The 13,611-nt window shown below is 58.4% G+C and carries 10 protein-coding genes, 2 tRNA genes and 2 rRNA genes; 13 read left to right on the plus strand and 1 reads right to left on the minus strand.

Annotation, left to right across the window (positions count from 1 at the left end; translation table 11 throughout):
* The first annotated feature begins 3 nt into the window (after window positions 1-3).
* Together lpoP and ACTJJX_RS32520 are read left to right on the plus strand one after the other, a co-directional pair.
* Entirely contained in the window at window positions 4-783 is a 780-nt protein-coding gene (lpoP, locus tag ACTJJX_RS32515; RefSeq protein ID WP_016852159.1) for a penicillin-binding protein activator LpoP, read from the plus strand.
* Window positions 783-1,112 (plus strand): YqcC family protein, encoded by a 330-nt coding sequence (locus ACTJJX_RS32520; RefSeq protein WP_003123490.1) that lies wholly within the window; start codon window positions 783-785, stop codon window positions 1,110-1,112. Before lpoP ends, ACTJJX_RS32520 begins: the two co-directional genes overlap by 1 nt.
* Window positions 1,113-1,219: 107 nt before the next feature.
* On the opposite strand, the gene ACTJJX_RS32525 is transcribed toward ACTJJX_RS32520, so the two are convergent.
* Entirely contained in the window at window positions 1,220-1,672 is a 453-nt protein-coding gene (locus ACTJJX_RS32525; protein ID WP_003095076.1) for a DUF4124 domain-containing protein, read from the minus strand.
* On the opposite strand from ACTJJX_RS32525, the gene ACTJJX_RS32530 reads away from it, so the two are divergent.
* The 11 genes from ACTJJX_RS32530 (at window position 1,662) to ACTJJX_RS32580 (ending at window position 13,591) form a co-directional block, all read left to right on the plus strand.
* A complete protein-coding gene (locus ACTJJX_RS32530; RefSeq protein ID WP_153274550.1) occupies window positions 1,662-1,973 on the plus strand; it encodes a hypothetical protein in 312 nt (103 codons plus the stop codon). The two genes, ACTJJX_RS32525 and ACTJJX_RS32530, sit on opposite strands and share 11 nt — an antisense overlap.
* Before the next feature lie 248 nt (window positions 1,974-2,221).
* A complete protein-coding gene (locus tag ACTJJX_RS32535; protein WP_003095071.1) occupies window positions 2,222-3,946 on the plus strand; it encodes an acetolactate synthase 3 large subunit in 1,725 nt (574 codons plus the stop codon).
* A gap of 2 nt (window positions 3,947-3,948) precedes the next feature.
* On the plus strand, window positions 3,949-4,440 hold the full coding sequence (gene ilvN / locus ACTJJX_RS32540) for an acetolactate synthase small subunit (RefSeq protein WP_003095069.1): 492 nt from the start codon (window positions 3,949-3,951) through the stop codon (window positions 4,438-4,440).
* A gap of 42 nt (window positions 4,441-4,482) precedes the next feature.
* The gene (gene ilvC, locus ACTJJX_RS32545) at window positions 4,483-5,499 is read left to right on the plus strand and encodes a ketol-acid reductoisomerase (RefSeq protein WP_003095066.1); all 1,017 of its coding nucleotides are present in this window, start codon (window positions 4,483-4,485) and stop codon (window positions 5,497-5,499) included.
* A gap of 154 nt (window positions 5,500-5,653) precedes the next feature.
* Window positions 5,654-6,469, plus strand: coding sequence for a CDP-diacylglycerol--serine O-phosphatidyltransferase (pssA, locus tag ACTJJX_RS32550; RefSeq protein WP_003095061.1), 816 nt, complete (start codon window positions 5,654-5,656; stop codon window positions 6,467-6,469).
* 60 nt (window positions 6,470-6,529) lie between these two features.
* Complete coding sequence (gene msrP / locus ACTJJX_RS32555) at window positions 6,530-7,543, plus strand: protein-methionine-sulfoxide reductase catalytic subunit MsrP (RefSeq protein ID WP_016562371.1); 1,014 nt, start codon at window positions 6,530-6,532, stop codon at window positions 7,541-7,543.
* On the plus strand, window positions 7,543-8,151 hold the full coding sequence (gene msrQ, locus ACTJJX_RS32560) for a protein-methionine-sulfoxide reductase heme-binding subunit MsrQ (RefSeq protein WP_016852158.1): 609 nt from the start codon (window positions 7,543-7,545) through the stop codon (window positions 8,149-8,151). The genes msrP and msrQ overlap by 1 nt, the downstream gene beginning before the upstream one ends.
* 542 nt (window positions 8,152-8,693) lie before the next feature.
* Window positions 8,694-10,229, plus strand: a 16S ribosomal RNA gene (locus tag ACTJJX_RS32565).
* A 64-nt stretch (window positions 10,230-10,293) separates the two neighbouring features.
* A tRNA-Ile gene (locus tag ACTJJX_RS32570) sits at window positions 10,294-10,370 on the plus strand.
* A 28-nt stretch (window positions 10,371-10,398) separates the two neighbouring features.
* Window positions 10,399-10,474: transfer RNA gene (locus tag ACTJJX_RS32575), tRNA-Ala, on the plus strand.
* A gap of 226 nt (window positions 10,475-10,700) precedes the next feature.
* Window positions 10,701-13,591 (plus strand): 23S ribosomal RNA (locus tag ACTJJX_RS32580).
* Together the 16S and 23S rRNA genes with 2 tRNA genes alongside form the textbook arrangement of a ribosomal RNA operon.
* The last annotated feature ends 20 nt before the right edge of the window (window positions 13,592-13,611 follow it).

Consider the following 13,611-nt stretch of genomic DNA (forward strand, 5'->3'; position numbering starts at 1 on the left):
GACGTGAAGAAGATTTTCGTATTCGCCGCGCTTGCCGGCAGTGCCGTGCTCGCGGGCTGCGCCAGCCCGCAGCACGGGGCGATCCCGGTGGTGGATTCCGGTACTCCGGTGTCCAACCAGGAAAGCGGCGGTTTCCGCATCACCCGTACCCAGGTACCGCGTACCCAGCAAGGCGCCGCCACCCAGGGCATTCCCCAGGGCGGCGACTCCGGTGTGGTGGTGATGGTGCCGCAGGGCGCCAATTCCGCACCGATCCAGACTTTCCCGGCGCAGTCCGGCGCCGCGCCGATCAGCAGCGCTCCGCTCGGCACCGGCACCCAGTACCAGGCTCCGCCCAGCAGCGCCTCCACGCCACCGCTGGGCGACAGCTACAACATGCCGCCCAGCGGCGCCAGTCGTTCCGCGCCCACCGGCATTCCGGCCTCCGGCTCGGCCGGCGGCCTGGCAGCCGACGAGCAGTTGGACGGGCCGGTCCTGGCGATGCTCACAACCGCCCAGCAACAGCAGGGCAGCGGCGACCTGAACAGTGCCGCCGCCAGCCTCGAGCGAGCCCAGCGCATCGCTCCGCGCGAGCCTCAGGTGCTCTATCGCCTGGCCCAGGTGCGCCTGGCCCAGGGCGATGCGGCTCAGGCCGAGCAGGTCGCGCGCCGTGGCTTGAGCTACGCCAATGGCCGGCCGACCTTGCAGGCCGGGCTCTGGGAACTGATCGCCCAGGCGCGGGAGAAGCAGGGAGACTCCGCCGGCGCTGCGCTGGCCCGGCAGAAGGCAAAGGTCAGCTCCTGATGGATCGACGGGTCTATGCGCTGGCCGACCAGTTGTTGCTGATCGAGCGTGAGTTGCGTGCCCTCGGCTGGTGGAGCGAAAGCCGCCCCGCCCCGGAAGCGCTGGCCAGCCCCGAGCCGTTCTGCGTGGATACGCTGGCGCTCGAGCAATGGCTGCAATGGATCTTCCTGCCGCGGATGAAGCTGATTCTCGAAAGCGACAGCGCTTTGCCGCAGGCCTCGGGTATCCTGGCCATGGCCGAGGTGGCCTATGCGCAGCGTGGCGAGGAAGTCGCCGGTCTGCTGGCGGCGCTTGGCGAGTTCGACCGGCTGATCGGCGGGCCGTCATGAAGCTTCGGCAGTAAAGAAAAACCCGGCTACAGGCCGGGTTTTTCTTTGCTTCAAGCAAGGCGGAGAGCCGGGTCAGCCCCATGCTGCGGGACGGGGCTGTGTTCGCCTCAGCGGCAATTCTCCTGGATCGCCTTTTCGGCCTTGGCGATTCGCTCCTGGCGTTCTTCCTCGCCGAGGCGACGGAGTTCGCCCTTGCCTTCGTCGACCCTTACGCGCGGGTTGTTCTTCAGTTGCGCGAGGTTGTTGCGGGTCTCTTCGCAGAACTGCTTGCGCTCGGCCTCTTCCTTCGCCACTTGCTGCTTCACCTTGTCGTCGATCGCCTTCTGCTCGGGATCGGCCGGTTTCTGCTGGATGGTCGGTGCCGGGGTCGAGGGGGGCAGGGGGAAGTTGTCCGGCGGCGGGGCGGTCTGGGTATTCACCGTGGTCGCTTGCGCACCTTGCGGCGGTTGTGCGCCGAAGTGGGTGACGCCCTCGGCGTCGACCCATTTGTAGATCGGGGCGGCCATGGCGAAAGAGGAGAGGGCGAGCAACAAGCTGGCCGGGAGGATCATGCGTCGCATGCGGAGTCCTTGGAATGCGCTAACTGCGGCTAACTATAACCAAATCCGCCAGCGCGGCATGCTGCACGGCATCACAACCGCCGCCGGAGACGGCCTCGCCGTGGCAAGTCCTCGCGGGAATCATGGGCATTTTGGAAAAGTTTGCTCTAAATCGGAATTTTCTAGCCATAAAATCTGTTTTTGGTCATTGATCAGCTTTTTTATGGAAGGGTATGGCAGCTTCCTTGGAATTTTTTTGATAATTTTCAGAATAAAGCTTGACTTGCGTTCGACGAATGCGAAGAATCCAAGCTCGCTGTAGCGGGCCGTCTGCAACCCAGTCCCCTCTCCGGCAGACCATGAGGTGCCTACCCGCGCCGAAAGTTACACCCTGCTTCGCGTTACCTCGCGCTGGGTGGAAGAGCTCCGTAACACCAGGCGCCCTTCCAAGTTTGCTCAATCGGCAGTTGACGTAGCCGGTGACTACCGTCACCCATGCTCTGCCGGGCAGCCAACCGAATTTCGGTCGCCCGCCCCTGGGTGGCCGTATAGCGTTCTAGAGGTGAAAACGTGGAGCTTTTATCTGGCGCTGAAATGGTCGTCCGCTCGTTGCGCGACGAAGGCGTTAAGTACATCTACGGGTACCCGGGTGGTGCCCTCCTGCATATCTACGACGCGCTCTTCAAGGAGCACGACGTGACCCACATCCTGGTGCGCCACGAACAGGCGGCTACCCATATGGCCGACGGCTACGCCCGCGCCACCGGCAAGCCCGGTGTCGTGCTGGTGACTTCCGGCCCGGGCGCGACCAACGCCATCACCGGTATCGCCACCGCATACATGGACTCCATCCCGATGGTGATCCTGTCGGGCCAGGTGCCGAGCAACATGGTCGGTACCGATGCGTTCCAGGAAACCGACATGGTCGGGATCTCCCGGCCGATCGTGAAGCACAGCTTCATCATCAAGCATCCCTCGGAAATTCCCGAGGTGATCAAGAAGGCCTTCTACCTGGCGCAGTCCGGTCGTCCGGGGCCGGTGGTCGTGGATATTCCGAAGGACATGGGCGACCCGACGCAGAAGTTCGAATATTCCTATCCGAAGAAGGTCAAGTTGCGTTCGTACAGCCCGGCCGTTCGCGGTCACTCGGGACAGATCCGCAAGGCCGCCGAGATGCTCCTGGCCGCCAAGCGCCCGGTGGTCTATTCCGGCGGCGGCGTGATCATGGGCAATGCCGCGGCGCCGCTGACCGAGCTGGCGCAGATGCTCAACCTGCCGGTGACCAACACCCTGATGGGCCTCGGCGGGTATCCCGGCGCGGACCGCCAGTTCCTCGGCATGCTCGGGATGCATGGCAGCTTCACCGCCAACCTGGCGATGCATCACAGCGACGTGATCCTCGCGGTCGGCGCGCGTTTCGACGACCGGGTCATCAACGGTGCGGCGAAGTTCTGCCCGAACGCCAAGATCATCCACATCGACATCGATCCGGCGTCGATTTCCAAGACCATCAAGGCCGACATCCCGATCGTCGGCCCGGTGGACAGCGTTCTCACCGAAATGGTCGCGATCGTCAGGGAAATCGGCGAGACCCCGAACCAGGATGCCCAGGCTGCCTGGTGGAAGCAGATCGACGAGTGGCGTGGTAACCGTGGGTTGTTCCCGTACGACAAGGGCGACGGCAGCATCATCAAGCCGCAGACCGTCATCGAGACGCTCTACGAGGTTACCCATGGCGATGCCTTCATCACCTCCGATGTCGGCCAGCACCAGATGTTCGCCTCGCAGTACTACAAGTTCAACAAGCCCAATCGCTGGATCAACTCCGGCGGTCTCGGCACCATGGGCTTCGGCTTCCCGGCGGCGATGGGCATCAAGCTCAACTTCCCGGACGACGATGTCGCCTGCGTGACCGGCGAGGGCAGTATCCAGATGAATATCCAGGAACTGTCTACCTGCCTGCAGTACGACCTGCCGGTGAAGATCGTCAACCTGAACAATGGTGCCCTGGGCATGGTCCGCCAGTGGCAGGACATGCAGTACAACAGCCGTTATTCGCATTCCTACATGGAATCCCTGCCGGACTTCGTCAAGCTTGCCGAAGCCTACGGGCATGTCGGCATGCGCATCACCGACCTGAAGGATCTGAAGCCGAAGATGGAGGAGGCGTTCGCCATGAAGAATCGCCTGGTCTTCCTCGACATCCAGGTGGACGCCAGCGAACACGTCTATCCGATGCAGATCCGTGACGGCGCGATGCGCGACATGTGGCTGAGCAAGACGGAGCGTACCTGATCATGCGACACATCATTTCCCTGCTGCTGGAAAACGAGCCAGGCGCATTGTCCCGCGTGGTCGGCCTGTTCTCCCAACGCAACTACAACATCGAAAGCCTTACCGTGGCGCCGACCGAGGACCCGACCCTGTCGCGTCTGACGCTGACCACCGTGGGGCACGATGAGGTGATCGAGCAGATCACCAAGAACCTCAACAAGCTGATCGAAGTGGTCAAGCTGGTGGATCTGTCGGAAAGCGCCCATATCGAGCGCGAGCTGATGCTGGTGAAGGTCAAGGCCACGGGCGCCCAGCGCGCCGAGGTCAAGCGCACCACCGATATCTTCCGTGGGCAGATCGTCGACGTCACCAGTAGCGTCTATACCGTGCAACTGGCGGGTACCAGCGACAAACTGGACAGCTTCATCCAGGCCATCGGCACTGCGTCGATCCTGGAAGTGGTCCGCAGTGGCGTCACCGGCATCGCCCGTGGCGACAAGACTCTGAGCATCTGAACTGAAAGCAGGCCCGCGAGGCCTTACTGAAGGGGAATTCCCATGCGCGTTTTCTACGATAAAGACTGTGACCTCTCGATCATCCAGGGCAAGAAAGTTGCCATCATCGGCTACGGCTCCCAGGGCCACGCCCATGCCTGCAACCTGAAGGACTCCGGCGTCGACGTCACCGTGGGCCTGCGTAGCGGCTCCGCCACCGTGGCCAAGGCCGAAGCGCACGGTCTGAAGGTTGCCGACGTGAAGACCGCCGTCGCCGCAGCCGACGTGGTCATGATCCTCACCCCGGACGAGTTCCAGGGCCGCCTGTACAAGGAAGAGATCGAGCCGAACCTGAAGAAGGGCGCCACCCTGGCCTTCGCTCACGGCTTCTCCATCCACTACAACCAGGTCGTCCCGCGCGCCGACCTCGACGTGATCATGATCGCGCCGAAGGCCCCGGGTCACACCGTGCGTTCCGAGTTCGTCAAGGGCGGTGGCATCCCTGACCTGATCGCCATCTACCAGGACGCTTCCGGCAACGCCAAGAACGTCGCCCTGTCCTACGCCTGCGGCGTCGGCGGCGGTCGTACCGGTATCATCGAAACCACCTTCAAGGACGAGACCGAAACCGACCTGTTCGGTGAGCAGGCCGTTCTCTGCGGTGGTTGCGTCGAGCTGGTCAAGGCCGGTTTCGAAACCCTGGTCGAAGCCGGTTACGCGCCGGAAATGGCCTACTTCGAGTGCCTGCACGAGCTGAAGCTGATCGTCGACCTGATGTACGAAGGCGGCATCGCCAACATGAACTACTCCATCTCCAACAATGCCGAATACGGTGAGTACGTAACCGGTCCGGAGGTGATCAACGCCGAGTCCCGTGCTGCCATGCGCAACGCCCTGAAGCGCATCCAGGACGGCGAGTACGCGAAGATGTTCATTACCGAAGGTGCGGCCAACTACCCGTCGATGACTGCCTACCGCCGCAACAACGCCGCTCACCCGATCGAGCAGATCGGCGAGAAGCTGCGCGCGATGATGCCGTGGATCGCAGCCAACAAGATCGTCGACAAGAGCAAGAACTAAGCGGCTCCGGCGACAGACGAAGAAACGCGGCCCCGGCCGCGTTTTTTCGTTCTTGCCTGGCGATCTGGTATAAAGCCTGGGCCGGCGGAGTTGTCTTCCTAGTCAGAAGTGCTGTCGGCATATTCGTACCCCATCAGTTCCCAAGGAATTGTCCATGAGTGAACGTCCCGAGGAGCCGAACAAGGCCTCCGACGAAGAAAGCCTGCTGCCCATCGACGAACATATAGAAGAAGGGCACGACGCCGAAGGGCGGAAGGTTCGTCACCGCGGTATCTACCTGCTACCCAACCTGTTCACCACGGCGGCCCTGTTTTCCGGCTTCTACGCCATCATCAATGGCATGAGCGGCCAGTTCGCCAACGCCGCCATCGCTATCTTCGTGGCCATGGTCCTCGATGGACTGGACGGCCGCGTGGCTCGCCTGACCAACACCCAGAGCGCCTTCGGCGCCGAGTACGACTCGCTGTCGGACATGGTCGCCTTCGGTGTGGCGCCGGCGCTGGTCGCCTTCGAATGGGCGCTTGGCAGCCTCGGCAAGGTCGGCTGGATGGTCGCCTTCATCTACGTTGCGGGCGCCGCCCTGCGTCTGGCTCGTTTCAACACCCAGGTCGGCAAGGCCGACAAGCGCTATTTCATCGGCCTGGCCAGTCCGGCCGCCGCGGCGCTGGTGGCGGGCACGGTATGGGCGTTCAGCGATTTCGAGATCCAGGGCGCCAAGGTTGCCTTCCTCGTCGCCCTGCTGGTCGCCGCCGCTGGTGTGCTGATGGTCAGCAACATCAAGTACCACAGCTTCAAGGATCTCGACCTGCGCGGCCGGGTGCCGTTCGTGGCGATCCTTATCGTGGTGCTGGCCTTCGCCGTGGTCTTTACCGACCCGCCGCGCATCCTCCTGTTGCTGTTCCTTGCCTACGCGGCCTCCGGTCCTGTGCAATACCTGCTGCAACTGCGTCGCCGGAAGCAGCCGAGCTGATGTAATTTCCAACGGGCTCCGTAGTCTACTGGCACAAAGCTGGTCATTGCGGAGCCCGTCATGCTGATCAAGATTCCCTCCCGTTCCGACTGTTCCGAGTCGGAAGTCACGTCCGAAACCCTCTACCTGTCCCGTCGGCGTCTGCTCGGTGCTTCCTTCGCCGGATTGGCGCTGGCCAGCGGCCTGCCGCGCCTGGGCTTTGCCGACGAACAGCGCTATGCCGGCGTCGAGTCGGTACCGGCGCCGGGCTGGTTCGCCGAAAAGCTACCGCAGACCCGCTGGCAGGCGGTGAATGTCCAGAGGGAGGCGATCACGCCATTCAAGGACGCCACCCACTACAACAATTTTTACGAGTTCGGGCCGAACAAGGGCGACCCGGCGGAAAACGCCTCGGCCCTGAAGACCGAGCCCTGGTCGGTGGTGATCGACGGCGAGGTCGGCAAGCCGGGTACCTATGCCCTCGAGGATTTCGTCAAACCCTACCAACTGGAAGAGCGCATCTATCGGCTGCGCTGCGTGGAAGCCTGGTCGATGGTGATCCCTTGGCTGGGCTTTCCCCTGGCGGACCTGCTCAAGCGGGTCGAACCCAATGGGCAGGCGAAGTTCGTCCGTTTCGAAACCCTGCAGCGTCCGGAACAGATGGTCGGCCAACGCTCCGGTTTCTCGGTGATCGACTGGCCTTATATGGAAGGCTTGCGCATGGACGAGGCGATGCATCCCCTGGCAATTCTGGCGGTGGGCATGTACGGGCGGCTGTTGCCCAACCAGAATGGCGCGCCGTTGCGCCTGGTGGTGCCGTGGAAGTATGGCTTCAAGAGCATCAAGTCTATCGTGCGTATCAGTCTGGTCCGCGAGCAGCCGAAGACCACCTGGGAAAGCATTGCCGCCAACGAGTACGGGTTCTATGCCAACGTCAATCCGCAGGTCGACCACCCGCGGTGGTCCCAGGCCCGCGAGCGGCGCCTGCCCAGTGGGTTGTTCAGTCCCAATGTGCGGGATACGCAGATGTTCAATGGCTACGGGAGTGAGGTCGCTTCCCTTTATAGCGGCATGGATCTGAGGAAGTACTACTGATGCGCTACTGGTATCTGCGCCTTGCGGTATTCCTGGGGGCGCTGGCAGTACCGGCCTGGTGGTTGTACCAAGCCTGGATCTTTGCCCTCGGACCCGACCCGGGCAAGACCCTGGTCGATCGACTGGGGCTGGGCGCCTTGGTATTGCTGCTACTCACCCTGGCGATGACGCCACTGCAGAAGCTGAGCGGCTGGCCGGGCTGGATCGCCGTGCGCCGCCAGTTGGGGTTGTGGTGCTTCACCTATGTGCTGCTGCACCTGAGCGCTTACTGCGTGTTCATCCTGGGGTTGGACTGGGGGCAGTTGGGCATCGAGTTGAGCAAGCGTCCCTACATCATCGTGGGAATGCTTGGATTCGTCTGCCTGTTCCTGTTGGCGATCACTTCCAACCGCTTCGCCATGCGCAAGCTCGGTAGCCGCTGGAAGAAGCTGCATCGCCTGGTCTACCTGATCCTTGGGCTCGGCTTGTTGCACATGCTCTGGGTAGTGCGGGCAGACCTGGAGGAGTGGACCCTGTACGCTGTGGCTGGTGCGTCGCTCATGCTGCTGCGGCTACCCTCGATCGCTCGCCGCCTGCCCAGGCTTCGAACTCGTCACGGTGTTTCGTAATAAAAGTTTCAAATAAGTGTTGACGCCAGTTTCTATCTCCCTATAATGCGCACCACTCCCGGCGACGACGAAGAGTAAATGCTTGAAAATCAAGGATTTACGGATTCTCTCCCAGGGGTGGTGAAGCGCTCCGGCAGGTTGTCCGCCGCAGCGGTTCGGTCCCGAAAGGGGTTCGAAACGAAGCTTCACCGAGGTGCTTGACAGCGAATTTGAACGCTGTAGAATGCGCCTCCCGCTGATCGGAAGATGGTTTGAAGGTCGGCGCAAGCGGTTGAGTAGAAAAGAAAATTTTCGAAAATAACGCTTGACGGAACGAGAGGTTGCTGTAGAATGCGCGGCCTCGGTTGAGACGAAAGCCTTGACCAACTGCTCTTTAACAAGTCGAATCAAGCAATTCGTGTGGGTGCTTGTGATGTAAGACTGGTGATCGCAAGATTATCAGCAACGCAAGTAACACTCGTGAATTCGAGAGTTTTATCTCTTTTTAAGAGAATGCGATTGCTGAGCCAAGTTTAGGGTTTTCTCAAAACCCAAGCAGTATTGAACTGAAGAGTTTGATCATGGCTCAGATTGAACGCTGGCGGCAGGCCTAACACATGCAAGTCGAGCGGATGAAGGGAGCTTGCTCCTGGATTCAGCGGCGGACGGGTGAGTAATGCCTAGGAATCTGCCTGGTAGTGGGGGATAACGTCCGGAAACGGGCGCTAATACCGCATACGTCCTGAGGGAGAAAGTGGGGGATCTTCGGACCTCACGCTATCAGATGAGCCTAGGTCGGATTAGCTAGTTGGTGGGGTAAAGGCCTACCAAGGCGACGATCCGTAACTGGTCTGAGAGGATGATCAGTCACACTGGAACTGAGACACGGTCCAGACTCCTACGGGAGGCAGCAGTGGGGAATATTGGACAATGGGCGAAAGCCTGATCCAGCCATGCCGCGTGTGTGAAGAAGGTCTTCGGATTGTAAAGCACTTTAAGTTGGGAGGAAGGGCAGTAAGTTAATACCTTGCTGTTTTGACGTTACCAACAGAATAAGCACCGGCTAACTTCGTGCCAGCAGCCGCGGTAATACGAAGGGTGCAAGCGTTAATCGGAATTACTGGGCGTAAAGCGCGCGTAGGTGGTTCAGCAAGTTGGATGTGAAATCCCCGGGCTCAACCTGGGAACTGCATCCAAAACTACTGAGCTAGAGTACGGTAGAGGGTGGTGGAATTTCCTGTGTAGCGGTGAAATGCGTAGATATAGGAAGGAACACCAGTGGCGAAGGCGACCACCTGGACTGATACTGACACTGAGGTGCGAAAGCGTGGGGAGCAAACAGGATTAGATACCCTGGTAGTCCACGCCGTAAACGATGTCGACTAGCCGTTGGGATCCTTGAGATCTTAGTGGCGCAGCTAACGCGATAAGTCGACCGCCTGGGGAGTACGGCCGCAAGGTTAAAACTCAAATGAATTGACGGGGGCCCGCACAAGCGGTGGAGCATGTGGTTTAATTCGAAGCAACGCGAAGAACCTTACCTGGCCTTGACATGCTGAGAACTTTCCAGAGATGGATTGGTGCCTTCGGGAACTCAGACACAGGTGCTGCATGGCTGTCGTCAGCTCGTGTCGTGAGATGTTGGGTTAAGTCCCGTAACGAGCGCAACCCTTGTCCTTAGTTACCAGCACCTCGGGTGGGCACTCTAAGGAGACTGCCGGTGACAAACCGGAGGAAGGTGGGGATGACGTCAAGTCATCATGGCCCTTACGGCCAGGGCTACACACGTGCTACAATGGTCGGTACAAAGGGTTGCCAAGCCGCGAGGTGGAGCTAATCCCATAAAACCGATCGTAGTCCGGATCGCAGTCTGCAACTCGACTGCGTGAAGTCGGAATCGCTAGTAATCGTGAATCAGAATGTCACGGTGAATACGTTCCCGGGCCTTGTACACACCGCCCGTCACACCATGGGAGTGGGTTGCTCCAGAAGTAGCTAGTCTAACCGCAAGGGGGACGGTTACCACGGAGTGATTCATGACTGGGGTGAAGTCGTAACAAGGTAGCCGTAGGGGAACCTGCGGCTGGATCACCTCCTTAATCGAAGATCTCAGCTTCTTCATAAGCTCCCACACGAATTGCTTGATTCACTGGTTAGACGATTGGGTCTGTAGCTCAGTTGGTTAGAGCGCACCCCTGATAAGGGTGAGGTCGGCAGTTCGAATCTGCCCAGACCCACCAATTGTTGGTGTGCTGCGTGATCCGATACGGGGCCATAGCTCAGCTGGGAGAGCGCCTGCTTTGCACGCAGGAGGTCAGGAGTTCGATCCTCCTTGGCTCCACCATCTAAAACAATCGTCGAAAGCTCAGAAATGAATGTTCGTGAATGAACATTGATTTCTGGTCTTTGCACCAGAACTGTTCTTTAAAAATTCGGGTATGTGATAGAAGTAAGACTGAATGATCTCTTTCACTGGTGATCATTCAAGTCAAGGTAAAATTTGCGAGTTCAAGCGCGAATTTTCGGCGAATGTCGTCTTCACAGTATAACCAGATTGCTTGGGGTTATATGGTCAAGTGAAGAAGCGCATACGGTGGATGCCTTGGCAGTCAGAGGCGATGAAAGACGTGGTAGCCTGCGAAAAGCTTCGGGGAGTCGGCAAACAGACTTTGATCCGGAGATCTCTGAATGGGGGAACCCACCTAGGATAACCTAGGTATCTTGTACTGAATCCATAGGTGCAAGAGGCGAACCAGGGGAACTGAAACATCTAAGTACCCTGAGGAAAAGAAATCAACCGAGATTCCCTTAGTAGTGGCGAGCGAACGGGGATTAGCCCTTAAGCTTCATTGATTTTAGCGGAACGCTCTGGAAAGTGCGGCCATAGTGGGTGATAGCCCCGTACGCGAAAGGATCTTTGAAGTGAAATCGAGTAGGACGGAGCACGAGAAACTTTGTCTGAACATGGGGGGACCATCCTCCAAGGCTAAATACTACTGACTGACCGATAGTGAACCAGTACCGTGAGGGAAAGGCGAAAAGAACCCCGGAGAGGGGAGTGAAATAGAACCTGAAACCGTATGCGTACAAGCAGTGGGAGCCTACTTGTTAGGTGACTGCGTACCTTTTGTATAATGGGTCAGCGACTTATATTCAGTGGCAAGCTTAACCGTATAGGGTAGGCGTAGCGAAAGCGAGTCTTAATAGGGCGTTTAGTCGCTGGGTATAGACCCGAAACCGGGCGATCTATCCATGAGCAGGTTGAAGGTTAGGTAACACTGACTGGAGGACCGAACCCACTCCCGTTGAAAAGGTAGGGGATGACTTGTGGATCGGAGTGAAAGGCTAATCAAGCTCGGAGATAGCTGGTTCTCCTCGAAAGCTATTTAGGTAGCGCCTCATGTATCACTCTGGGGGGTAGAGCACTGTTTCGGCTAGGGGGTCATCCCGACTTACCAAACCGATGCAAACTCCGAATACCCAGAAGTGCCGAGCATGGGAGACACACGGCGGGTGCTAACGTCCGTCGTGAAAAGGGAAACAACCCAGACCGCCAGCTAAGGTCCCAAAGTTGTGGTTAAGTGGTAAACGATGTGGGAAGGCTTAGACAGCTAGGAGGTTGGCTTAGAAGCAGCCATCCTTTAAAGAAAGCGTAATAGCTCACTAGTCGAGTCGGCCTGCGCGGAAGATGTAACGGGGCTCAAACCACACACCGAAGCTGCGGGTGTCACGCAAGTGACGCGGTAGAGGAGCGTTCTGTAAGCCTGTGAAGGTGAGTTGAGAAGCTTGCTGGAGGTATCAGAAGTGCGAATGCTGACATGAGTAACGACAATGGGTGTGAAAAACACCCACGCCGAAAGACCAAGGGTTCCTGCGCAACGTTAATCGACGCAGGGTTAGTCGGTTCCTAAGGCGAGGCTGAAAAGCGTAGTCGATGGGAAACAGGTTAATATTCCTGTACTTCTGGTTACTGCGATGGAGGGACGGAGAAGGCTAGGCCAGCTTGGCGTTGGTTGTCCAAGTTTAAGGTGGTAGGCTGAAATCTTAGGTAAATCCGGGGTTTCAAGGCCGAGAGCTGATGACGAGTCGTCTTTTAGATGACGAAGTGGTTGATGCCATGCTTCCAAGAAAAGCTTCTAAGCTTCAGGTAACCAGGAACCGTACCCCAAACCGACACAGGTGGTCGGGTAGAGAATACCAAGGCGCTTGAGAGAACTCGGGTGAAGGAACTAGGCAAAATGGCACCGTAACTTCGGGAGAAGGTGCGCCGGCTAGGGTGAAGGATTTACTCCGTAAGCTCTGGCTGGTCGAAGATACCAGGCCGCTGCGACTGTTTATTAAAAACACAGCACTCTGCAAACACGAAAGTGGACGTATAGGGTGTGACGCCTGCCCGGTGCCGGAAGGTTAATTGATGGGGTTAGCGCAAGCGAAGCTCTTGATCGAAGCCCCGGTAAACGGCGGCCGTAACTATAACGGTCCTAAGGTAGCGAAATTCCTTGTCGGGTAAGTTCCGACCTGCACGAATGGCGTAACGATGGCGGCGCTGTCTCCACCCGAGACTCAGTGAAATTGAAATCGCTGTGAAGATGCAGTGTATCCGCGGCTAGACGGAAAGACCCCGTGAACCTTTACTGTAGCTTTGCACTGGACTTTGAGCCTGCTTGTGTAGGATAGGTGGGAGGCTTTGAAGCGTGGACGCCAGTTCGCGTGGAGCCATCCTTGAAATACCACCCTGGCATGCTTGAGGTTCTAACTCTGGTCCGTGATCCGGATCGAGGACAGTGTATGGTGGGCAGTTTGACTGGGGCGGTCTCCTCCTAAAGAGTAACGGAGGAGTACGAAGGTGCGCTCAGACCGGTCGGAAATCGGTCGCAGAGTATAAAGGCAAAAGCGCGCTTGACTGCGAGACAGACACGTCGAGCAGGTACGAAAGTAGGTCTTAGTGATCCGGTGGTTCTGTATGGAAGGGCCATCGCTCAACGGATAAAAGGTACTCCGGGGATAACAGGCTGATACCGCCCAAGAGTTCATATCGACGGCGGTGTTTGGCACCTCGATGTCGGCTCATCACATCCTGGGGCTGAAGCCGGTCCCAAGGGTATGGCTGTTCGCCATTTAAAGTGGTACGCGAGCTGGGTTTAGAACGTCGTGAGACAGTTCGGTCCCTATCTGCCGTGGACGTTTGAGATTTGAGAGGGGCTGCTCCTAGTACGAGAGGACCGGAGTGGACGAACCTCTGGTGTTCCGGTTGTCACGCCAGTGGCATTGCCGGGTAGCTATGTTCGGAAAAGATAACCGCTGAAAGCATCTAAGCGGGAAACTTGCCTCAAGATGAGATCTCACTGGGAACTTGATTCCCCTGAAGGGCCGTCGAAGACTACGACGTTGATAGGCTGGGTGTGTAAGCGTTGTGAGGCGTTGAGCTAACCAGTACTAATTGCCCGTGAGGCTTGACCATATAACACCCAAACAATCTGA

It is taken from the genome of Pseudomonas sp. 22490, assembly GCF_052044465.1.
Classification (GTDB): domain Bacteria; phylum Pseudomonadota; class Gammaproteobacteria; order Pseudomonadales; family Pseudomonadaceae; genus Pseudomonas; species Pseudomonas aeruginosa.

Bases quoted from the DNA above. Each gene is read 5' to 3' on its own strand.
- msrQ (WP_016852158.1), top strand. From the start codon at position 7,543: ATGCGCTACTGGTATCTGCGCCTTGCGGTATTCCTGGGGGCGCTGGCA.
- msrP (WP_016562371.1), top strand. From the start codon at position 6,530: ATGCTGATCAAGATTCCCTCCCGTTCCGACTGTTCCGAGTCGGAAGTC.
- pssA (WP_003095061.1), top strand. From the start codon at position 5,654: ATGAGTGAACGTCCCGAGGAGCCGAACAAGGCCTCCGACGAAGAAAGC.
- ACTJJX_RS32520 (WP_003123490.1), top strand. From the start codon at position 783: ATGGATCGACGGGTCTATGCGCTGGCCGACCAGTTGTTGCTGATCGAG.
- ilvC (WP_003095066.1), top strand. From the start codon at position 4,483: ATGCGCGTTTTCTACGATAAAGACTGTGACCTCTCGATCATCCAGGGC.
- ilvN (WP_003095069.1), top strand. From the start codon at position 3,949: ATGCGACACATCATTTCCCTGCTGCTGGAAAACGAGCCAGGCGCATTG.
- ACTJJX_RS32525 (WP_003095076.1), bottom strand. From the start codon at position 1,672: ATGCGACGCATGATCCTCCCGGCCAGCTTGTTGCTCGCCCTCTCCTCT.
- ACTJJX_RS32530 (WP_153274550.1), top strand. From the start codon at position 1,662: ATGCGTCGCATGCGGAGTCCTTGGAATGCGCTAACTGCGGCTAACTAT.